General features: G+C 59.5%; 22 protein-coding genes and 1 pseudogene. 6 read left to right on the forward strand and 17 right to left on the reverse strand.

What is annotated here, in order from left to right:
- Positions 1 to 34 precede the first annotated feature (34 nt).
- Positions 35 to 1,054 (forward strand): aromatic ring-hydroxylating dioxygenase subunit alpha, encoded by a 1,020-nt coding sequence (locus ACVWXZ_RS06810; protein ID WP_457482319.1) that lies wholly within the window; start codon positions 35 to 37, stop codon positions 1,052 to 1,054.
- Here the strand turns inward: ACVWXZ_RS06810 and ACVWXZ_RS06815 are convergent.
- Together ACVWXZ_RS06815 and ACVWXZ_RS06820 are read right to left on the reverse strand one after the other, a co-directional pair.
- On the reverse strand, positions 1,037 to 1,987 hold the full coding sequence (locus ACVWXZ_RS06815) for an ABC transporter permease (RefSeq protein ID WP_414342559.1): 951 nt from the start codon (positions 1,985 to 1,987) through the stop codon (positions 1,037 to 1,039). The two genes, ACVWXZ_RS06810 and ACVWXZ_RS06815, sit on opposite strands and share 18 nt — an antisense overlap.
- Positions 1,981 to 3,120: an ABC transporter ATP-binding protein gene (locus tag ACVWXZ_RS06820; RefSeq protein WP_148202818.1), complete on the reverse strand. Its 1,140-nt coding sequence runs from the start codon at positions 3,118 to 3,120 to the stop codon at positions 1,981 to 1,983. The genes ACVWXZ_RS06815 and ACVWXZ_RS06820 overlap by 7 nt, the downstream gene beginning before the upstream one ends.
- Positions 3,121 to 3,382: 262 nt before the next feature.
- Here ACVWXZ_RS06820 and ACVWXZ_RS06825 point away from each other — a divergent pair, with 262 nt between their 5' ends.
- Positions 3,383 to 4,348, forward strand: coding sequence for an acetamidase/formamidase family protein (locus ACVWXZ_RS06825; protein WP_457482320.1), 966 nt, complete (start codon positions 3,383 to 3,385; stop codon positions 4,346 to 4,348).
- A 44-nt stretch (positions 4,349 to 4,392) separates the two neighbouring features.
- Here the strand turns inward: ACVWXZ_RS06825 and ACVWXZ_RS06830 are convergent, their stop codons facing one another.
- The 7 genes from ACVWXZ_RS06830 to ebsA all read right to left on the reverse strand — a co-directional run bounded on the left by ACVWXZ_RS06830 (position 4,393) and on the right by ebsA (position 11,890).
- Entirely contained in the window at positions 4,393 to 5,283 is an 891-nt protein-coding gene (locus ACVWXZ_RS06830; protein ID WP_457482321.1) for a PD-(D/E)XK nuclease family protein, read from the reverse strand.
- A gap of 183 nt (positions 5,284 to 5,466) precedes the next feature.
- Positions 5,467 to 6,006, reverse strand: a complete 540-nt coding sequence (locus ACVWXZ_RS06835) for a hypothetical protein (protein ID WP_457402684.1) — start codon at positions 6,004 to 6,006, stop codon at positions 5,467 to 5,469.
- A 53-nt stretch (positions 6,007 to 6,059) separates the two neighbouring features.
- Positions 6,060 to 8,399 (reverse strand): DNA polymerase III subunit gamma/tau, encoded by a 2,340-nt coding sequence (locus ACVWXZ_RS06840; protein WP_457482322.1) that lies wholly within the window; start codon positions 8,397 to 8,399, stop codon positions 6,060 to 6,062.
- Positions 8,400 to 8,521: 122 nt separating this feature from the next.
- Positions 8,522 to 9,040: a hypothetical protein gene (locus ACVWXZ_RS06845; protein WP_457441463.1), complete on the reverse strand. Its 519-nt coding sequence runs from the start codon at positions 9,038 to 9,040 to the stop codon at positions 8,522 to 8,524.
- Between the two features lie 36 nt (positions 9,041 to 9,076).
- Positions 9,077 to 9,793, reverse strand: a complete 717-nt coding sequence (gene coaE, locus ACVWXZ_RS06850) for a dephospho-CoA kinase (protein WP_414424703.1) — start codon at positions 9,791 to 9,793, stop codon at positions 9,077 to 9,079.
- Between the two features lie 17 nt (positions 9,794 to 9,810).
- The gene (gene cimA / locus ACVWXZ_RS06855) at positions 9,811 to 11,529 is read right to left on the reverse strand and encodes a citramalate synthase (protein ID WP_457402681.1); all 1,719 of its coding nucleotides are present in this window, start codon (positions 11,527 to 11,529) and stop codon (positions 9,811 to 9,813) included.
- Complete coding sequence (gene ebsA, locus ACVWXZ_RS06860; RefSeq protein WP_414343182.1) at positions 11,519 to 11,890, reverse strand: type IV pilus biogenesis protein EbsA; 372 nt, start codon at positions 11,888 to 11,890, stop codon at positions 11,519 to 11,521. Before ebsA ends, cimA begins: the two co-directional genes overlap by 11 nt.
- Before the next feature lie 468 nt (positions 11,891 to 12,358).
- Here ebsA and larE point away from each other — a divergent pair, with 468 nt between their 5' ends.
- The 3 genes from larE (at position 12,359) to ACVWXZ_RS06875 (ending at position 15,727) form a co-directional block, all read left to right on the forward strand.
- Complete coding sequence (gene larE / locus ACVWXZ_RS06865) at positions 12,359 to 13,279, forward strand: ATP-dependent sacrificial sulfur transferase LarE (RefSeq protein ID WP_457482323.1); 921 nt, start codon at positions 12,359 to 12,361, stop codon at positions 13,277 to 13,279.
- Positions 13,280 to 13,331: 52 nt separating this feature from the next.
- On the forward strand, positions 13,332 to 15,164 hold the full coding sequence (locus ACVWXZ_RS06870) for a DUF3769 domain-containing protein (protein WP_457482324.1): 1,833 nt from the start codon (positions 13,332 to 13,334) through the stop codon (positions 15,162 to 15,164).
- A 278-nt stretch (positions 15,165 to 15,442) separates the two neighbouring features.
- On the forward strand, positions 15,443 to 15,727 hold the full coding sequence (locus ACVWXZ_RS06875) for a DUF1830 domain-containing protein (RefSeq protein ID WP_457402739.1): 285 nt from the start codon (positions 15,443 to 15,445) through the stop codon (positions 15,725 to 15,727).
- Positions 15,728 to 15,751: 24 nt separating this feature from the next.
- Here ACVWXZ_RS06875 and ACVWXZ_RS06880 read toward each other — a convergent pair whose 3' ends face one another.
- The 8 genes and pseudogenes from ACVWXZ_RS06880 to ACVWXZ_RS06915 form a co-directional block, all read right to left on the reverse strand.
- On the reverse strand, positions 15,752 to 16,141 hold the full coding sequence (locus ACVWXZ_RS06880) for a hypothetical protein (protein ID WP_414357066.1): 390 nt from the start codon (positions 16,139 to 16,141) through the stop codon (positions 15,752 to 15,754).
- Between the two features lie 31 nt (positions 16,142 to 16,172).
- Positions 16,173 to 16,898 carry a hypothetical protein gene (locus tag ACVWXZ_RS06885; RefSeq protein WP_457482325.1) on the reverse strand — a complete coding sequence of 242 codons (726 nt, stop codon included), beginning with the start codon at positions 16,896 to 16,898 and terminating at the stop codon, positions 16,173 to 16,175.
- 41 nt (positions 16,899 to 16,939) lie between these two features.
- Positions 16,940 to 17,485: a DUF3110 domain-containing protein gene (locus ACVWXZ_RS06890; protein ID WP_457402673.1), complete on the reverse strand. Its 546-nt coding sequence runs from the start codon at positions 17,483 to 17,485 to the stop codon at positions 16,940 to 16,942.
- A 113-nt stretch (positions 17,486 to 17,598) separates the two neighbouring features.
- On the reverse strand, positions 17,599 to 17,850 hold the full coding sequence (locus ACVWXZ_RS06895; protein WP_457402671.1) for a hypothetical protein: 252 nt from the start codon (positions 17,848 to 17,850) through the stop codon (positions 17,599 to 17,601).
- A gap of 247 nt (positions 17,851 to 18,097) precedes the next feature.
- Entirely contained in the window at positions 18,098 to 18,442 is a 345-nt protein-coding gene (locus ACVWXZ_RS06900) for an ArsR/SmtB family transcription factor (protein ID WP_414330075.1), read from the reverse strand.
- 93 nt (positions 18,443 to 18,535) lie between these two features.
- Positions 18,536 to 18,739 carry a hypothetical protein gene (locus ACVWXZ_RS06905; protein WP_414408983.1) on the reverse strand — a complete coding sequence of 68 codons (204 nt, stop codon included), beginning with the start codon at positions 18,737 to 18,739 and terminating at the stop codon, positions 18,536 to 18,538.
- Positions 18,740 to 18,744: 5 nt separating this feature from the next.
- Positions 18,745 to 19,055 (reverse strand): annotated as a pseudogene (locus ACVWXZ_RS06910) (zinc ribbon domain-containing protein); the annotation flags it as partial.
- 207 nt (positions 19,056 to 19,262) lie between these two features.
- Positions 19,263 to 20,456 (reverse strand): metallophosphoesterase, encoded by a 1,194-nt coding sequence (locus ACVWXZ_RS06915; protein WP_041437268.1) that lies wholly within the window; start codon positions 20,454 to 20,456, stop codon positions 19,263 to 19,265.
- Positions 20,457 to 20,675: 219 nt separating this feature from the next.
- Between ACVWXZ_RS06915 and ACVWXZ_RS06920 the strand changes: the two genes are divergently transcribed.
- Positions 20,676 to 21,110, forward strand: coding sequence for a Fur family transcriptional regulator (locus ACVWXZ_RS06920; RefSeq protein ID WP_414331897.1), 435 nt, complete (start codon positions 20,676 to 20,678; stop codon positions 21,108 to 21,110).
- Positions 21,111 to 21,152 lie beyond the last annotated feature (42 nt).

The raw sequence follows: 21,152 nt of genomic DNA on the forward strand, positions 1-21,152 counted from the left end.
CAGAATCCGGCCACACGACACAGATGGTTTTGCCATGTTGGTGACCCAGCATCCTGTCTTTCGGCGCTTCTGGTATCCGGTGATGCCCCTCAGCCTATTGGAGCAGGGATCCCCGCAACCTTTCGAGCTGCTGGGAGAGAGGATCGTCCTTTGGCTGGACAAAGCCGGACAGCCCCAGGCAGCCGCAGATCGCTGCTGTCATCGGTCGGCGCAATTGTCCAAGGGAATCGTCTGTGATGACCATATCCGCTGCCCCTACCATGGGTGGGAGTTCGATGGCACGGGAGCCTGTGTCAAGGTGCCGCAACTGCCGGATCAGGCCCGCATCCCAGAGAGCTACCGCATTCCCGCCTATCTCTGCCAGGCCCGCTATGGCTATGCTTGGGTGTGCTTGCATCCCCAGCCTCTACGGGGGATCCCGGTCATCCCAGAAGCCGAGGATCCCAGTTACCGGCTCATCCACGAGTTCTACGAACGCTGGGAATGTGCCAGCTTGCGCATCTGCGAGAACGAGTTCGATGCCGCCCACATCAGCTTTGTACACCAGAACACCTTTGGCAGTATGGAAGACTTGGTACCCAGCCACTTCGAGGTCGAGGAGCTGGACTACGGGATCCGCACCCGCACAGTGCTCGGTGTAGCCAACCCAGAGCTGCAACAAAAAAACCTGGGCATTGCCGCCGCCAAAACCGAGCGCACCACCACTTCAACCTGGCACTTGCCCTTCACCAACCACCTTCACATCCGCTACCCCAATGGCCGCAGCCATGTCATCGTCAACATCCCCACCCCCATCAACGACCGAGCCTCCCAGGTGGTGCAGTTTTGTTTGCGCAACGACACCGAAGCCGATACCCCAGCCGCCGAGGTTATCCGCTTTGACCGGGCTGTAACTTTGGAAGACAAAGCCATTTTGGAGACCACGGATCCCGACGTTCCTCTCACCCTCAGCACCGAACAGCACATGCTCACCGATAAGCCCGGGATCCTGATGCGCAAGCAATTGGCGGCTCTGCTTAAAGCCCACAGCAGCTCCTCAAACCAGATTTTCTAGGCTGCGGGTGCCAGCGTAGCGGCTGTAGGCGTAGATCAACCCCAGGGTGAGGCCGGTGACCAAAAAGCTGAGGGCCGCCCCGAAGGGATAGTCCAGGCTGGAGCCAAACTGCAACTGAATCACATTCCCGATCAACAGCGTTTTGCTGCCCCCCAACAGATCCGGCACCACGAACATGCCGAAAGCCGGGATCCCCACCAGAATGAGGCCCGCCGCCAGTCCAGGCAAGGTCTGGGGCAGAAGCACCCACCAAAAGACCTGCCAACCCTTGGCATAGAGATCCCGTGCCGCTTCCGCCAGCCGCCAATCGATGCGCTCCACCGCCGTGTACAGGGGCAAGACCATGTAGGGCAAAAACGTGTAGACCATGCCCAGATAAACCGCCAGCCAACTGGGATACAGAGCCGTTTGCGGTGGGATCCAGCCCAGCCAGGCCGCCAAGCGAGCCGGCCACCCTTCCGGGGCCAGCACCACCATCCAGGCATAGGTGCGGATCACCAGGTTCGTCCAAAAGGGCACCACCACCAAGGTGAGCAACAGATCCCGTTGTCGGGGTGGGTGGGCGGCAATGAAGAAAGCCAATGGGTAGGCCAGCAGCACGCAAAAAAAGGTGGTCACCCCCGCCACCAGCAGGCTGCGGCCCAAGATCTGCCAGTAGATGGGCGTCCATCCCAAGGGGCCAAAGCCGAGAATGCGCAGATAGTTCTCCAGGGTCAGGGGCAGTTGAATCTGGCCAAACTCCCCGCGGCTGAGAAAGCTGCACACCAACAGCAACAGCCCCGGCAGCACCAGAAAAAACATCACCCACAGCACCCCTGGCCCAGCAAAAATTAGGCTGCGCCCCAACTCCTGCCAAGGGGTGAGCAGCTCCCCAAATCGCACCTGGGCTTGGCCAGGGATCCACTTGCCCACAGGAGATGGCAGCTTCAACATCCAGTCTCCTCCTGACGGGGATCCGGTCGCAAACGGATTAGGCTTTTCGGGGGTAGGTGGGCCACCAGCGCTGCGCCGATCTCAAACCCTGCATCCTCAATATCGGTGTTGAGGGCCGTGGCCTTGAGCTGCTGACCTTGGTTTGTCCGCAACAGGTATTGGTTCTCAGCCCCAGTGTAGATGAGGTTTTCCACCCGCACCGGCACCTGGTTGGGCAGCAGATCCCAGCCGCTGCGAGAGAGCTGGATCTTTTCCGGGCGAATAGCCAATTGCACCGGTTCCGAGCTGGCCGGGATCCCCAAGACCTTCAGCTTTCCCAAGGGCGTATCCACACAGTCCGTCCCACAGGCGATCCCCTCGATCAGGTTGCTGGCCCCTAAAAAGTCGGCTACGAAGGCCGTCGCCGGGCGCTCGTACACCTCATCGATAAGGCCCACTTGCTCAATGCGCCCCGCCCGCATCACCGCCACCCGGTCGCTGGTCACCAAAGCCTCTTCTTGGTCGTGGGTAACGAAAATAAAGGTCATGCCCAGGCGGCGCTGCAACTCGCACAACTGCACCTGAAGCTGCTTGCGCAACTTGGCATCCAACGCCGACAGCGGCTCATCCAACAAGAGCACTTCCGGCTCGTTCACCAAAGCCCGAGCCAAGGCCACCCGCTGCTGCTGTCCCCCCGACAGCTCATGGGGCTTCCGCTTGGCCAGAGCTGCAATCTCCACCAATTCCATAGCAGCCGCTACCCGCTTGCGCAGAGCTTCTCCCCGCACACCCCGCATGCGCAGGCCGAAGGCGATGTTGTCCTCCACCGTCATAAAAGGGAAAAGGGCATAGCTCTGAAACACCGTGTTGACGTTGCGCTTGTGGGCGGGCAGGTGGCCTACCGGGCGACCTCGAATCACCACTTCCCCAGCATCGGCCATCTCCAGGCCGGCCAGGATGCGCAGCAGGGTGGTCTTGCCGCAGCCGGAAGGGCCCAGCAGGCCGAAAAACTCCCCCCGCCGAATGTTCAGCTCAATGCCATTGAGAGCCACAAAATCGCCAAAACGCTTGTAGAGGCCCGCCACTTCTACATCCCAGTCGGGATCCCGGACGGTGGAAGTACTGGAGATGACACTCGCGATCACAGTTGACAGCGCTGATAAAACCATCTAACCCAGTATGCAAGTCTCCGAGAAAATTGCAGTTATCCTCCACACCAGGGGCACCAGTTCCACGCTCAGCCCTGCAACCGGGGATCCCTGGCCGTAGCCCTTCAAGATAGCAAATGTGGGGAACATTGTCGCCACGCCACCCCTGGGCAAACAGTAGCCAGAGATACCGGCTTGAGGAACAGTCTAATTCAGGATTGGAGGGGATTTTTCTTTTGAATGGGTCTTTTGCAAGGGATCCCTGGCCGTGCCCGTTCACACCCTCAAAGCCACTCCCCATACCGTCCACTTGGGCGGCTTTTCTTCCCAACTGCCCCCGGCCTTGTATGTGCAATCGGGCGATGTGGTGCAGGTGGAAACCTACTCGGGGTTCGCCCACTACGGCAAAGCGCCGGACCGTTTCTTCACGCCCGAATTCCTCGAAATTTGCCAAACCTTGCCTGCCGAGCGCCGAGTGGGGCCGGGCCCCCATCTGTTGACCGGGCCGATCTACGTTGAGGGAGCTGAACCTGGAGATGTGCTGGAAGTGCGCTTGCAAGCGATCACCCCCCGCTTGCCCATCGGTTTCAATGCCATCCGTCCCGGATGGGGGGCTTTGCCCGGAGAATTTGATCAGCCGCGACTGCGCTTCATCGACCTAGATATAGACCAGGGAGTAGCGGAATTTCCTCCCGGCAGCGGCATCCGCGTCCCCATTCGCCCCTTCTTTGGCATCTTGGGGGTGGCGACCGAGGAAACCAGCCGCAGCTCTATCCCCCCCGGCAACTATGGTGGCAACATCGACAACCGCCAATTGCAGGCGGGATCCCGAGTTTTTTTGCCGGTCTTTGTGCCCGGTGCCCTTTTTTCGGTGGGGGATGGCCACTCCGCTCAAGGGGACGGAGAAGTTGATGTAACGGCCATTGAAACTTCCATGAATGGCACTTTGCAGTTGATCCTGCGCAAAGATCTGCCGCTCGAGGCACCGCTGGCGGAAACCCCGACCGATTTCATTACCATGGGCTTTGCCGAGGATCTGGATGCGGCCTTTGAGATTGCCCTAAGGCGGATGATCGATTTTCTGCATCGGTTTGTCGGCATTGGGCGAGAGGAAGCCTATGCGCTTTGCAGCATTGCTGTCCACTTCCACATCACGCAGGTGGTGAACAGCCCCATGAAAGGTGTGCATGGGTTGCTGCCAAAACAGATCCTGCCCCGCCCTACCCTGATCTAATCGGATCTAATCGCGTCAGCGGGGCGGAGTCCTTACTGCTCCCATTACTGCTCCCAATAAGTATCGGCGATGGGATCCGCAGGTGTCGCGGGCTCCTGCATTGGCCAGACCCAATCCGTGAGGTCTTGAGAGGGGATCCCTTCCGGTAGCAGCCCATGGCAGCGGGAGCGAAACAGACAACTGTTGCAGCGCTCAGTGTGGGGGGTCATGGGAAAGTCTTGCGCCTCCAGTTGCCGCAGGTGGTTCAGAGTGGCTCTTAGGTGGGCCAGATCCTGCTCGTAGGCGGCGGCGCTGTAATACCGGTGGAAGGGCTGCTGCGGATGTTGCACATACCAAAAGGTCAGTTGCACCTGCTCCGGCTCAAAAGGGCCTTCCAGGGGCAGCTGCTGGGCCACCTCGCAGAGCAGCAGAGGGTAAAGGCGCACCTGCCAGTCTTGGGCCAACTGTTCATCGCGAGGACGTTGACGCTCAGTTTTCCAGTCCAGGATGTGCAGGGATCCGGGGATAATCACCAGCCGATCCAAACGGGCTATCAACTTAAAGCCCTCAATCCGTTGCCACAGGGGCAACTCCGCCAACACCCGTCCCTGGGGATGGGCATGGGAGCTGGCCAAGAACACCTGCCACCACTGCTGCACCCCTTCATCCAGGCCGGACAAACGCGGCTCCACCTGCCGCCCGCGGCTGTGCCACTCCACCAAACGGTGAAACTGCCGTCCGCGCCTCTGCTCCAGCTCGTGCTCAAAAACACTGGCAGCGGGCCAGATCAACCGCTCCAGGTACACATAGCGAAACAGGCGGGGGCAATGGTCCAGCAAGGCCAGCGAAGAGGCGGAGAGGTTGACCTGCTCAAGACTCAACCTCTCCAGAGAAGGGGCAGAGCCTGGTCGCGAAGCAGGCGTAGCCTCAAAGGGGGCAATCGGGATCCCAGACATGGGCAAGTTCTGGCGAGGGTGGGATAGTTCAACTGTTCGCGCTAGCAGGACGGAGTCCTTTCCGCCAACCCCATCCGCTTTTCCGACATAGAGCCTGGCCCGGAAGGGAGCTGGATTGCCGTTGGCCCTTAGAAGACAGAATCCCTGCCTGGACAGCCAGACCCGGAACCGCCTGTGGTTGGGCTAGGTTCCTACCGGGCTTGCCCAGACCCAGATGGCGACCATCCCATCCCAGAGCAACAGAAGCAGAGCAAAACATCCTAGGAGCCCGTACATCCAAGGCTGAACGTAGGGGCGCAGCCCGCCAATCTCCAGTTGAGCGTGCCGTCGAATCTCAGCCAACAGCTGCTTGAACCTGGTCACCCGCATCGGCAAAAGTACGCGATCCCCCCCTCGGCTGACCAAGTAATACACCATACCACCCTGGCTGGTGGAGCGGGGCTCAATGCGCTCGATATCGGCCCACCGGATCTGCCACTCCTGCCGCACAAAAGGCGGCACCCAACTGGGGTAGGTGGCCTGCATGCCCTCTTCGTCCAACTGAATCTGCTGGCTCAGGGATCCCAGGACTACCCCCCATCCCAGCAGCAGAGCAATCCAAAGGGATCCCAGCTCAAGAGGTGTTGCCTGTTGCCGAGCCAGCAGGATGGGTAGGGGCAGAACCAGTCCCCAGTACAGAGCCTGCACAGCGTAGCGAATTAGGGGGGAGATGGGGAAGGTCATCGTCGGCAAGATGAGGCTGGCTTTATCAAACTTAAGATAGCGCTAGATAGCGCTTAAAAAGGCACCTCCTCCTCCAAGGACTCCGTCCCGCTGAGGCGAACGGCAAGCTGAGAAGACTGCTCACGCCGGTAGGACGGATTCCTTACTGCATTGGGAAAGTCTACGGGATGAGGACTCCGCCCCGCTGACGCGGACGGCTCTGCTCCTGTTGGCGAGCCGTAGGTCTCACCGGAGAGCAGGTCAGGGGATCCCTCGGCTTCTATAGCCTCTATTGAGGAGAGCTCTTCCGTGGATCCCGTCACGTCAGACCCCAACACCCCTTCCAAATCCACCAAGCTGCCGTTGAAGTGGTCGGCAAAACGGCGGGCAATCTCCGCCAGCTCCTGGGTTAGCTCGAAGGACTGCCCACCGTGCAGGGTGTCGCGGCGCTCTGCACGACTTGGAGAATCGGTCGCGACAGCGGTGCGGAGCACTTTGTTCGCACCGGCGGGAGAAAGTCCTTGGGTTGCCAAGCCAGCCACCTTGGGGCCACCCATAGGATTGTCCCGCTCAGGCTCTGGCGAAGGTGGGCTGGAGTCAGAAGGGGAATGTTGCTGTCGCTGGGCAAGGCCGTGGCTCTGCGGTTCTGCTCTGGGCTCCCTTGAGGAAGCACGACTGTTGGTGCTATCGCTCTGCAACCCCGGCGTGGTGACAGGATCCGGGGCCACGGGGGCGGGGGGCAGGTCTGTTTCTCGGCTGAGCAGTGCCGAGGACTCCGCACCGCTGACGCGAATGGAAACATGCGGCCCGCTGGAGCGCTGCACAATCAAGTTGAGCTGCACAGGGCGCTGCAGCAGGTTGTGGAGCACCGACCGCAGTTCGGCTTCTTTGCTGCGCACTTTTTCCACCAGACCCTTGCTGGGAAAGGCGAGGGTAATTGCTTCAGGAGTCTCTTGGTGCAGGTGGCCGGATCCCATCAGAGCCTTGGTGAGGGGAGAGAGGCGCTTGAGGAACTCGTCCCAGTGGGGGCGCAGCAGCTTGACTGTGGCGGCGTCCCTTGCCGGTTCTCTGGGCTGCTCCGAGGACTCCGTCCGAGTAGCGCGATCTGCCTTCTGGCTCGACGCAACAGCAGGGGAGGCTGAAGGCCCAACAGTTAATTCATCTATCTCACCAACAGTTGATGGGCTTGATGGGCTGATGGTCGCAGCAGGGGCCGGAGGGGCTGTCCCGTCCGGGGGAGTTCTCTGGGGTGCAGGAGATAGGTCAAGGGCTGGGAAAGGACTCCGTTCCGCTGAATCCTCAGCCACCATGCTTGGGCGCAGCTGGCCCAGCAGATCCACTAGGGCAATTTCCAACCACAGTTGGGGCTGTCCGCTTTGACGAATTTGCGGCTCACACTGGCGCAGATGGCTCTGGGCTGCCAGCAGTATCTCCACCGAGTAGCGAGGGGCCCGTTGCTGCAGGGCTTCCCAGGTGGAATCCGTTACAGCCACCAACTCCCGTTGCTGGGGGGCTGTCTTGACCAGCAGCAGATCCCGGTAAAGGGCCACCAAGTTCTGCAACAGGGCTAAGGGCTCTTTGCCCCGCTCCAACAATTGCCGAGTTTGGCTGAGCACCGCCTGCACATCCTGAGCCAGCAGCGCATCCATCAGAGCCAAAAGCTGCTGTTCCGGGATCCCGCCCACCAAGTCCCAAACCGCCTCCGGGGTGATGGATCCTTCCAAGAGGCTGAGCTGGTCCAGCAGGCGTTCGGCGTCCCTCAGGCCCCCTTGGGAAAGTTGGGCCACCAGTTGCAGCGCCTCCGGCGTGATAGGGATCCCTTCTTGGGCGGCGATCTTGCCCAGGTGGGCCACCATGTCGTCGAGGGGGATGCGGCGGAAGTCAAACCGCTGACAGCGGGAAACAATGGTGGGCAAAACCCGCTGCGGGTCAGTGGTGGCCAGGACAAATACCACGCGGGGGGGCGGCTCTTCAAGAGTTTTCAGCAAGGCGTTGAAGGCCGCATTGCTGAGCATGTGGCACTCGTCGATGACATAGACTTTGTAGCGGCTGTTCACCGGAGCAAACTGGGCCCGCTCGATCAGCTCGCGGATGTTGTCTACGCCGGTGTTGCTGGCCGCGTCAATCTCGAGAACATCCAGGGAGGCTCCCGCAGTGATGGCGCGGCATTGGCTGCACGCCTGGCAGGGATCCGGCGTCGGCCCCTGTTCACAATTCAAAGACTTGGCCAAGATGCGGGCGCTGGAGGTTTTTCCCGTGCCCCTCGGCCCGCAGAACAAATAGGCAGGTGCAACCCGCCCCAGCCGGATGGCGTTGGCCAAAGTCTGCACCACCGCTCCTTGGCCGACCACATCGGCAAAGCGCTGCGGGCGGTATTTTAAATGCAGGGGTTCATAGTTGCCAGCGGTGGCCATTTCCGGGATCTCCAAGCAAGCAGCGCCCCAACCGGAACCGCGCAAGAGCTCTGCTCTGCTGACGCGATCCCACCGGGGCTCCCCTATTCTGGCTTCTCGATGGCGGGATCCCTCCCTGCCCATCAAGAGCAGGGCTGGACACCAGGGGGGGAGACCGGCAGAGCTTTTGTGCTCCGCTCCGCTGAGGACTTGGGATCCCGGCGACGCAGAGAGGGAAGCTGGGGCAGTTGCACTCTCCAGCCGGGCGAGTCGAGCTGATCCATGTGCTGCACGCGGTAGCTGAGCTGATACACCTCCTTCCTGAGCTGGCGATTCTCGGCCTGGATGGCGGCGATGCGCTCGCGAATGGGCTGAAGGCGGGCCTGCAGCTTGCGCCGGTAGAGCTCCGGCAACTCTTGGATCATCTGCTCCAGCAACTGCTTCTCTTGGTAAAGCTGCTCGATCTCCGCCTCATAGCTGCGAATTTGCCGGTGTTGCTTTTCTTGGCGCAGCTCCAGAAGGTCTATCTGGCCCTGCAAGATGCGATTGCGCTCTCGCAAAAGCTGGATTTCCCGCTCCCGCGCGGCCAGAGCTTGGGCAAACTCCGTCTTGCCGATGCAACCTGCTTCCTGCATCGTTTCTCCCTCAACCCACCCGTACATGGCTACCCTCCGTCCCACCGGGGCGTAGGGGATCCCCTATCCGTCACTGTATCCGGCCCGCGGGGGTGAGGCAAATGGCCTCTGGCCCGCCGACGCCAAAGCTTGCTTCACCTGGGCTTCCAGCTCAGCCAGGGATCCGGAGTTGTCCAGCACCACATCGGCACGGCGCACTTTTTCCGCCAAAGGCCACTGGCTGGCGATGCGAGCTTCGATTTCTGCCGGTGTAAGAAGATCCCGGCGGGCAAGGCGTTGCCGCTGCTGCTCTGGGGTGCAAGTCACCACCCAAATCTCGCTGGCCCAATTTTCCATGTGGGCTTCAAACAGCAACGGGATCATCAGACAAACGGTTTGGGATCCCTGCCCAGAAGAAAATCCTACCCCGCTACGCTTTTGGGAGGCAGGCTCTTCCTCAAGCGGCACCCCATGGACTTTAGAGCTCTGCTCCGCCAACGCGGACAGAAAATCTTGCAGTTGAGCTCTAACGAAAGGGTGGATTTGGGCCTCTAGCCAAGCCCGCTCAGCGGCATCTGCAAACACGATCTGGCCCAACCGCCGGCGATCCAGATCCCCGGAGGGTGTTTGGATGGCCTTCCCATAGCGTTCCAGTACCCGCTCGCGAATGGGGGATCCCACCGCCAAGGCCTGGCGGGCCATTTGATCGGCATCGGCCACCGGGATCCCGTGCTGCTCCAGGATGCGGGCCACCGTGGATTTGCCCGTGCCCACTCCGCCCGTCAGGCCGATGATCCTCATCGAGCTGTAGGCCATAGTCAAGAAGAGGCCGCTGGTGCGGCCATTGCCGTTTGCGCTACTCGGACGGAGTCGTTAGAACGGTGCTCTGCCGCAGCCGGCAAAGGAGAGCTGGGCGGCAGCAGGCTATACTCAAAGCCCTCCACCAAAGCCCGACAGGAGGCCTCGATGATGTTGGTGGAAACCCCCACCGTTGTCCAACGGCGGTGACCGTCGCTAAACTCCACCAGCACGCGCGTTTTGGCCGAGGTGCCGGCTCGCCCATCCAAAATGCGCACCTTGTAATCAGACAGGTGAATCGCCTCCAGTTGGGGATAGAACTCCAGCAGCGCCTTGCGCAACGCCCCATCCAGAGCGGCCACCGGCCCATTGCCTTCCGCCGCCGTCACCCGAGTCTGCCCCTGCACCGCGATTTTCACCGCTGCCAACGATTGCACATCCGTTGCTTCGCCACTGGGATCCCGGTCTTTGCTGTTCCAATCGGAGCGTGTGGTGGTCGTCACGTTGAAGCTGAGCACCTCAAAAGGATGGGAGCGTTGTCCCAGCAAGCCCCTCACCAACAGCTCAAAGCTGGCCTCAGCCGCCTCAAACTGGTAGCCCTGCAGCTCCAGGGTTTTCAGCCGCTCCAAAATCAAGCGCACCTGCGGATCCGACTTCTCCAGCCGGATCCCGAATCCGGCCATTTTGTGGAGGATGTTGCTCAGCCCCGCCTGTTCCGAGACCACAATGCGGCGACAGTTGCCCACTTGCTCCGGGGCGATGTGCTCGTAGGTGAGGGGGTTTTTCTGAACGGCGCTGACGTGGATCCCACCCTTGTGGGCAAAGGCCGATAGGCCCACAAACGGAGCATGGTCATCCGGGGCCAAATTGACCACCTCGCTGATGGAGCGGGAGATCTCCGTCAGGTGTTGCAGCTTCTCTTGCGGCAGACAGCGATAGCCCAGCTTCAATTGCAGGTTGGGGATGACACTGCACAGGTCGGCATTGCCGCAGCGTTCCCCATAGCCGTTGATAGTGCCCTGAACCATGCGCGCCCCTGCCTGCACCGCCGCCAGGGCATTGGCCACAGCAGTGCCGGAGTCGTTGTGGGTGTGAATGCCCAGAGGCAAATGCCGCAGGTGATGGGATTCTGCCAAGACGGCTGCGGTAATCTGGGCGATCTCATGGGGCAGGGATCCGCCGTTGGTATCGCAGAGAACCAGCCACTCCGCCCCCGCCGCCGCCGCTGCCGCTAGGGTTTGCAGGGCATAGTCGGGGTTGTGGCGATAGGCGTCGAACCAGTGCTCGGCATCGTAGATGACCCGCCGCCCCTGGGATCCCAAGTAGGCAATGGTGTCGCGGATCATGGCCAGGTTTTCCTGCAGCGTGGTGCCCAGGCCCTCGGTGACGTGGAGATCCCAAGACTTGCCGAAGACGGTTATATAGCGGGTGCCCGCCGCCAAAATGGCCTGCAGCATGGGATCGTCTGCCGCCCGCCGCCCCGGCTTGCGGGTAGAACAAAAAGCCACCAGCTCGGCTTGCTCTAGGGGCTCTTCCCGCATCTGCCAGAAAAACTGCACATCCTTGGGATTGGCTCCTGGCCAGCCCCCTTCAATAAACGGGATCCCCAGCCGATCCAGCAGCTTGGCAATCTGTAACTTGTCTTGCACCGACAGCGATAGACCCTCTCGCTGGGCCCCATCCCGCAATGTGGTGTCGTAGAGGGTGATGGTGGCTGAGCAACCCAGATCAATCTTCATATCGCATCAGTTTCTTGTAAAAGGCGGTGGAGAAATCCGGCTGTTGTCCGCGCTGCACCAAAGAGACGACATCAATCAGATAATCCACAAACTCGTAGTTGGCGATGGAGAGCTGATAGGTGAGATCTGCATCCTGAGCAAAGATGACCTGAACCACCGTCAGATCCGAAGGCAACGGGGACGTATGCCAACTGGCCAAGAAGCGGACAGGCTCTTCCCCCTCGATGGCCCTCTGCCCTTCCAGGCTGGCTTTTTTGTAGAGGCCCACCGCGAGGGCTAGGTACTGTCGGCGGGCAACGGCGTAATAGGGCTGATAAACGGCCACTTCTGGCGGGCTAGCGGGTTCAAGTTGCAAAGCCATGGTGCGCTAGGAGAGGGGTACCGCTTTTTCTAAGTTTCATGAAGTTCTGCAAGATAGGTGGGATCCCTATAACCAAGTAGATATCTCTGCATTGGCTGTAGCAAGTGTCGCCGGAAAAAGCTGTGAGGTCAATTGCGGCAGAGAGCCCAGAAAAAATTATAAGGGGCCACTGCAACCCATTTCATTCAGCGTATCGCGAAGCGGTGCGGTTCCCGGTAGGGTGCCGGAGGCATAGCACCATCGCGACAGCAGGTGAGCGGACTACGGATAGATTGCCCAATTGTCTACTTTTCCTTGAGGGATCCCGCATCCCATGCTGGGGAGAAGCGTTGGAAAGTCGGGGATCTCTGGGAAAGAATAGAAAGAGGGGGGATCCCTGCCCCTGATAGCAACCGGCTTTTCTCCTGCCGGCGGTGGCGAGACGGTGCCCTTGCTTGGTTCTCCAAACGTTTGGCATCTCCTGGCTTCATGAACACAACCCAAGACCCAACCGCTTCTCGTCTCGACCCTCTCCCCCCCGGAGAGGGAGGAATAGCGGCCAACCCCCTGCTGGAGTGGGATCCCGTCCTGCAGCGCAAGTTCCAGCAGCTTGTCCAGATCTTCGCCGAGATGGAGCAGGTCTTGGTGGCCTACTCTGGGGGGGTTGATAGCAGCCTGGTGGCCAAGTTGGCCTGGGATCAGTTGGGGGAGCGGGCCCTGGCCGTCACCGCTGCTTCTCCTTCGCTGCTGCCGGAAGATTTGGAGGAGGCAATTCAGCAGGCTCGGCAAATCGGGATCCGCCATCAGATCGTCGAAACCCACGAGCTGGAGGATCCGAGCTACGCCGCCAACCCCGTTAACCGGTGTTACTTCTGCAAAAGCCACTTGCACGATACCTTGCGCCTGTTGGCCCAAGCCCAGGGATATGACCATGTGGTGGATGGCCTCAATGCCGACGATCTGGCCGATTACCGACCGGGGACACAGGCAGCTCGGGAGCGCGGCGTGCGTTCCCCTTTGGCGGAGGTGGGGATGAGCAAGCTGGAGGTGCGGCAATTGTCTCGCCACCTGGGGCTGTCTTGGTGGGATAAACCGGCCCAACCCTGCCTCAGCTCTCGCTTTCCCTACGGGGAGGCAATCACCCCTGAGAAGCTGCGTCGGGTGGGAGCGGCGGAGCGCTACTTGCGCAGCTTGGGTTGGCGGCAGGTCAGGGTGCGCTCGGAGAAGGACACCGCCCGCATCGAACTTCCTCCGGATCAGATCGTGGAGTTTGTGCAGAAAACCAATCTGGAAGCGCTGGTCAAGGCCCTGAAATCCTTCGGCTATCTCTATGTCAGTCTCGATTTGGAGGGCTACCGCAGCGGCAAGCTCAACCGAGTCCTCAACCTTTCCCAGTTGGCCACAAGCTAGCGGGCTGGGGAAGCCGTAGGGGATCTGTGTTGAAGTTTTGCGCCGGGTGATTATGAGAGGGTTGCGGTTGCTCTGGCTCTGCTTGGGGGTGCTGGGGTTGGCAGTTGCCGGCCCTACTGCGGCTCAGGTGGAGTCCCAGAAGAAGGGGGGCGCTCAGCCCATGGATACGACTGACCTCAGCGCCGTTGCCGACCGAACGTTACGGCTGCGTTCTGACCGGCAAACCTTCGATCAACGGGCGGAAGTCTTCCAAGCAGAAGGCAATGTGGAGATGCGGCTGGGCCGCTCTGTGTTGCGGGCGGATCGCCTGCGCATTGAGCTGCGACAGCGGCGGGCTGTGGCCGAGGGCAATGTTTCTATTCAACTGGATCGGCAGCGCATTCAGGGATCCCGCCTAGAATACGACTTTGAGCAAGAGCGGGGATTTTTGGAAGAGGCCTTCGGGCAGGTGGATATTGGCCAGTTGCAGGCCAGTGGATCCCCGGCAGCCGCCCTCTCTCCGCAGCGGCTGGTGCGCTTTCGTGCCGTTCGCATCCGCTTCGATGCCACCACCTGGGAAGGAGAACAGGTGCGGCTGACCAACGACCCGCTGGATCCGCCGGAGTTGGAGATTCGCAGCCCACGGGTGACCTCCACCCTGCAAGCCGATGGCTCCAGCCTTTTGATTGCCGAGGCCGGCCAACTGGCCTTCGACCAGGTCTTGTTTCTGCCTCTGCCCATTCGGTTGCGCTTCGACTCGTTGAACCGTCAGCCTCCGGTCAGCATCTTCTACGATGATTTCGACAGGGAAGAATTGCGGCGCGGCTTGATCCTCCAGTCCAACATCGAGCTGCTGCGGGATCCCAACGTGAGCTTGGTGCTCTCCCCGCAACTGTATCCACAACGTCTTTGGGGCAGTGAGCAGGGCCTTTTGGATGGGATCGGGCTGCGGGCCGATTTGCGTTGGCGGCAACCGGAAGCCAACGCTCAAACCTCGCTGTTTGCCGAGCTGCGGGGGATCGTCTTCCAGGAGTTTGCTCAGCGCTTGCGAGCTCAGGTCGAACACCGCATCACCACCGGCGATGGCGGAGAAGTCGCCTACACCTACGCCTATCGGGAACGCTTCTTCAGCGGTCGCCTGGGGTTTCAAATTGTGGAAAACCGCCTCGGTGCCAGCTACCGCTCCCCCACCCTGCGCCTAGGGAATACCGGCTTGGATCTCAGCTACCGCATAGCCGCCGACTACATCGATGCCTTGGGGCAGCCGGATGAAATCGACACGGATCCGGAGTTGGCCTTAGCCAACACCACCGACCGCATTCAGCTCTCCCGCCTGCAACTGGGGGCAACCTTGAATCGCTCCTTTCCCCTCTGGAGCCCTCCCAAGACGGCGGCGGATCCCCCACCCCGCTTTTCCGCTCTGCCCATCGAGCAAGGGATCTGGCTCAGCACCGGTGTGAGCAGCAGCCAGTCTTTTTACTCCAATGGCCGAGCCCAGAGCTATACTGCCGGCAGTATTGGCATTGATGCGGTGATTGGGGCTTTTGTGGCCGATACCTTCGACTACACCAACCTGAGGGTGACCTACTCCAACGGTTTTTTGGCCGGAGCCTCGCCATTTTTGTTCGACCGCATCACCACGCGGGAACAGCTCGTCCTGGGCTTTTTGCAACAACTGTACGGCCCGCTGCGGGTGGGGGCAGAGACGACGGTAGATTTGCAGTCAGGCCAGCAGGTGGATGTCGTCTATCGCCTGGGCTATGACCGCCGCACCTATGGCTTCAGCCTGCAGTACAATCCGGTGCGCCAGTCGGGGGCTCTGGAGCTGCGGGTGGAGGGCCTGAACTGGGATCCCGGCCAATCCTCGCCGCAGCCGACGACGGGATCGAGGATCCAAGAGCCCTGATCCCCAAACTCCAAGGCAGCTTAAAAGTGTAGTCTTGACTACTACTCTGCGGAGATTTTCTATGAGAAATTGTCCCATATTGGGGAAAAATCCTAATTCAAATCTTCCTCGAATTGCAGAACCCTCTTGGAAATCGAAACAGTAAGGTAAAATACAGAAGTTATTTTTTCCAGGATTGATTTCTGCCAGTTGGGATCGCCGTATCGCAGACTACCGCAGTGATCCCCAGACGGTGTTAGGGTAGATGGTAGGCTGAGCAACGTGGGCTGGTAATCTGAATTATGCAAACACTCGATGCAATCCCCGATAAAAAACGAGCAGAGCGAATAACCTGTAGCTACATCAATGCGACCAGCTCCATTCAGGTGGTTCGCATCACGAATATCGAAAACTGGTACTTTGAGCGGGTGGTCTTTCCAGGCCAGCGGCTGCTCTTTGAAGCGGTGCCTGGAGCCAAGCTAGAGATTCACACGGGTATGATGGCCAGCTCCATTCTGGCAGACACCATCCCCTGTGAAAAGCTGCGCGTTCGAGAAACGGAGCCGGTGACTGCGGGCGCCTAGATCTCCAGAGGCCAGGGGTGCGGACTAGGTTTCGCGGCCTTGCTGCTTTCTCTCTTCTCTTTCCGAACTGGGGGAAGGCTGAGGTGAGGGGCTGGCGGAGCGGCGCGGCTTGGGAGGTAGGGGGATCTCCAGGAAACGGGCGCTCAATCTCACCAGGCTGGTCTCTTGGGGCGGCCAAGGGATCCCCAACCAACGGGCTGTGAGCTCCAGCAAGCTGGGGGGTGGTGTCGGCGTAGGAGTTGGCGTGGGTGGTGGGGTGGGGTACAGATCTAGGCGCGGTGGCCGTGGGGTGCTAACCCGAAAAGCATCGGGGGGCGGTTGGGTCAGAGGTACATTCGGATCCCCGCATCCCAGCAAGCCCAGTCCGCCGGCAAGCAACAGGCCGTACAATTTTCGAGTGCCTCTACTGCCCATGAATACGCTGCTGGACACCTCCAACAGGGTATCATCGGGATCCCAAGGCTCTGAGCTGGGCTTGCAAATCTTCCTCCAGCACAGATAGCTGGCGAGCCAAGGTCACGTAGCGGTTGGCGGTCAGGTTTTTGGCGGTAAACTGCTCCAGCAGTTGCTGATCCCGGGCAACCATTTGGTTGAGATACTGAGCCACAGAGGCTTGTGGATCCTCGACTAAAGCTCGGCACACCTGTAGGGCCATCACCAGTTGGGCCCGCACCTGCAAAAACAGCGACTGGATGTACTTTTGCTCAGCCTCACTGAGTTGCCGAAAATCCCGCCAATGCTGCCCCCCCTGCAGGGATTGTTGGAGCTCGTTGACCCAGTGGTTGTAGTCTTTTACTTTGCGGGCCAGATCGGTGGCAAACTTCATCACCTCGGGGGTGCTGTTGAGCAGATGGGCTTCCTGCCAACGCTGCCGGATGCGATGCAGGCTTTTTCCCAAGCGCAGGCTGACTCTCAGGATCCCCAACAGGAGCAGCAGTAGGATCCCGGTAGCTGCGGCATAGGACACCCAAGAGCCGGGATCCCGCATCCCCAAGAAGATGACCAAGGCTATTGCTATCAAACCAAAGGCCAGCATGCCCCAGGAGCGTAGCCGCTGTTGCTGCAAACGCAGGTACTCCGCCCGCAAATCAAAGGCCTCGCAGCAAGCGTCCAGATCGGCGGCCATGAGCTGGCGAAACTCGTCCGCGGAGATCGGTTCCACACTAATCATCGAGGGCACCCTTAACGCAAGTGGATCGAGGCCAAACGGCATCAAGACCTGCCCTGCCAATCACGGGCAGCTTCCGTGCTTTCTTGTAGGGGCTCCAGCGTTTCGCTGGCCGGAACCACCATCAACCCATACCCTCCGCTGCGGCAAAAATCGACGATCTCCTGCGTGTCAAAGCGTTCTGCCACGGGCTTGGGCAGTCCCTGTTGAGCCAACCGCTGCGCATATTTTCTTGCCGCAAACGAGCTCTCGAAAGCAATGACGATATCTTGACCCCCAACCTGGCGCGTGCAGATTCCCTCCTGCCCATTGGCTTGGTAAAGCAGCACGATCACCTGGGGGGGCAAGTCTCCTGGGCTGACCCAAGACAAACCCTTCTCAGCCTGGGATCCCCCGCTAAGCAATACATCCCGCGCCTCATTCAGCCGCGCCAGTTGCGCCTCTAGCAAGGGTCTTTGTCGCTCGTCCTCCAGTTCTGCGAGGGCAGTACTGAGGGTTTGGTATTCCTGAAACAGTCGCCCCCGGATCTGCCGCTCGGTTGCGTCCGGCGGAAGGTTGAGAATCTGAAGGGCTTCGGCGGTGTTCATCATGGGCTCTGATTTATTCAAAATCATTGCCTAGACTAGCTGTTCTGAGAGTCCCTGGAGAGAAGTTCTGCGATGATCGTGGCTGCCCGTTTTCTCGGCCAGACGAGAGGGTGGGCTCACCGTTCGCGCCAGCGGGCCGGAGGCCTTGTGCGGCGATGATTACTTCCATCTTTTGGCTGCTCGGCAGGGGAATCGGCTTTGGGTTGGTCGGATAAAGAGGGAAGGGGAAAGCCCAACTCAAAAGCCTCTCGTGCCAGCAAAGCCAGCAGAGATGGATTTAACTGGGCGCGTTTCACCCGCTCTTTGAGACGATTCCACAGGTGTGCTCGGTGGATGCGTTCCAACTCTTCTCGCTGTTCACGTATCATGTTGTTCCCACCTCTCTTGTATCAATCCTAACTAAGCAACAGGGGAGCCGGTGTCAGGGAACTTTGATGGATTTTAGGAGATGGGATCCTCATTTTCTCCGAGTTGACCCGCCGGGATCCCTGGGGTTGCCAGCAGGGAACACCATTCACATCTGTAATTTCTTGTGTTGCAGCAAGCCCGTCTTCGGAATGTACAAGGGCGGGATCCGACAGTTTTTCTAGGGACATTTTGGGATCCCTGCTCGCCTTAGAGGTCTTCCACACAGGGAACTGCGGCCTTGACAGGGCCAGCTTGCCCCAATCTATCCAAAAAATGCTGCAGGAGCTGAAAACCGGGTGGGTTGAGGCTGTAGTAAATCCAGCGCCCCTGCTGGCGAGCATTGACCAATTTCGCATCCCGCAGGGTTTTTAGGTGAAACGAGAGCTTGGATTGGCTCACCTTCAGCTCCTCGCAGAGATCACAAACACACAACTCACGCCCCTGCAGCAGTTGCAGCACGCGCAGACGAATCGGGTCAGAGAGGGCGTGGAATCCCTCCCGCACCTGCTCATCTGTCAAATTCCCCTCTACCTCAACCAGGAACGAAACCATCATCCAACCAGGGTAGCAGGAGTTTTGCGCTGCGGCTGCTGATGGATTCGATGGCAGGGGAAAGGCGCGACAATCAACCAGTTTGGCAGCATCTCACTCGAAGGCAAGCAAATACAGACCTTCCGGTTCAGAAGGGATCAGTTGATACGGATCTTTCTGATTGGCCTGTTCACAGAGATTCGCAAAAGACTGCAAACCTTCCAAGCGTTCCGTGAGTTCGCTGAGGGTATCGAGGTACTCCGCCAAGCCCGCTTGAGTCAGGTACCAAGATTTGTCCAGCTCTCGGAAATAGGTCATGTAAACTACCCGACCCTGACTGCTTCGCAGTACAGGGCAGGCTTAAGGCCTCCGGCCCGCTGGCGCGAACGGTAGCCCTGTAGTTGGCAAGCCAACCACGTTCGCGAAGCGAGCCGTAGGCTTGACCTCTAGGCTGGTTTACAGCAGCCCCCAAAAGCGCAATCACATTTGCACCGTTAAAATCAGCATCCCCTTCCCAACCACAATGCCCGCACTTAAATCCCTTCCCATCCCGGTACGACTTACCAGAGTCGGGATGAATGGGCAAGCATTTGTGGCAAGTCTGTGAGGTATAGGCCGGTGGTACAGTTACCACTTTCTTCACAAGCTCTCCACAGTTTCGCTGAAATCAATCACTGGGATCCGTTATGCGAGAGACACAGTTGCACCGGCTATGGCTGGTGTTGCTGGAAAAAGCTGCTTTGAATCATCTGTTGAAAAGCCTGGGCTGCTCGCGAAGTGTGCAGAACCCTCGCGAGAGCATCTACAAACGGCTCATCAATCTTTTGCCAAGACGGAGACGTTAATCCCGACACAGGGATCCAATACGAGCTTGGCAGGTGGCGATTTCTTGGGGGGTGAGGTTGTCCCAATTGACGTCGCGGCGCAGCACCAAGCCATTGTGCCCAGTGATGAAACGGGGCAGCTCTGCTTGGTCGATCACGCTCAGATCCCGCATGTGATAGGTAGTGTAATAGGTAACATCTGGGCTCTCGAAATCCACGTCGATAAGGGTGAGGGTCTTGCGGGGGGGCAGAGGGCTGCCCAAGAGGGGACGAGGGCCAGAGCCGAGAATGCCGCAGTGAAGCAGTTGCAGTTGCCCTTTGTGGCCAGGGTAGTAGCCGTGGTCGTGGCCGCTGATGTAGGTGTGGACGCGGTACTTCTCCAGCAGAGCCCGTTTGGCATCCGCCTCCAGCAGCACTTCTCCCGGATCGTCGCGCCCGACAGTGATGGCGTAGAGGGGCAGATGGCCGATGACAATGCGCAACTTGGCCTTCTGAGCCCGTTCGCTGGCCAGAGCCGCTTCCGCCCAGGCCATTTGTTCGGGCGGGATGTAATTGCAGGTGGCATCCCAGACTAGGTAAAACACATCGTCTTTTTCAAAGGTGTAGTAGAAGGGAAAGTCCCCCCGATCCACAAAGTTCAAACCTGGGTCGTGGGCCGGATCGTTCCAAAACTCGCGGGCCAGATCCCGTTCTTTTTGAAAGAGAAAGCCGCCCCGCGTGGTGCGGGCACAGGAAGCATCGTGATTGCCCAAGGTAAAGCCGTAGGGAAGTTTGGCCGCACGGATTGGGCCAGCCACATGCCGGTCGAAGGCTGCCCACATGGCGCGAATGCGCTCCTCCGACAGGCGGGGATCCTGACCGGCCACCATATCTCCTCCTCCCAAAACAATATCCGGCTGAAGATAGGGGATGAGGCCGATGCCCCGATCCACCTCTGGGTCGTATTCCACCGAGCCGTAGATGCCGTTCATGTCACTGATGACCAAGAGGCGCAGATCTCGGCGGGGGGGGATGTAGAGGCCATGGGGGGCATCTGGATGGGGGACGACGGTGGGGGTGGGCTGGGGGGTAGGAGAGGGGAGAGCGGCTCTAGGGGATCCCATCCCTGGGGCTAGATGAGAGGGCTGCTGCCGACTGGCCCAATAGGCTCCTGCCAATCCACTGCTGCTGGCCAACCCCAACAAACCCAGAATTACCTTGCGCCGCTGCATGATCTTTGCCCCCAACACTCCAGCGGTATTGTAGAAAATCAAAAGGCTGATGTTGGGCTCTTCCATCTGCGCACGGCCTGGACTCGGCTCGAAGATGGCTATGCGCGGCAGCTCTTGTAGAGTTCGGGGTGTTTTTTGAACAACTGTTGACGCACAAATGCTACCTTGGTAGAGATGAGCAACTACCTATCTCAGACTCGGTATGACTTGAGGTTTTCCATGCCTCGCCCCTTGGATTCTTTGGAAGCTGCTTTGGAACGGTGCCGGGAGTGCAATCTGCGTTTGAGCCGACAGCGCCGTTACATCCTGGAGCTGCTGTGGCAGTGTGGCGAGCACCTCTCCGCCCGCGAGATTTACGATCGCCTAAATCAGCAGGGCAAACCGATTGGCCACACGTCCGTTTATCAAAACCTGGAAGCTTTGGCCAGCCACAACATTGTCGAGTGCTTGGATCGTGCCGATGGGCGCCGCTACGGCAACCGCACCCATCCCCACAGCCACGTGAACTGTCTGGATAGCAACCGCATCTTGGATGTGGACGTGGAGCTGCCGCCTGAACTGCTGGCCCAAGTGGAGCAACAAACGGGCACCCGCATCCAAAGTTACCGCATTGAGTTTTTTGGGGTGGAAAAGCCTGCGGAGCCCCAGCAGTAACCTTGGCAAAGGGATCCCTGCTGCCCTGAGCAAAAGTTGGGC

This window comes from Thermostichus sp. MS-CIW-38, from assembly GCF_054058415.1.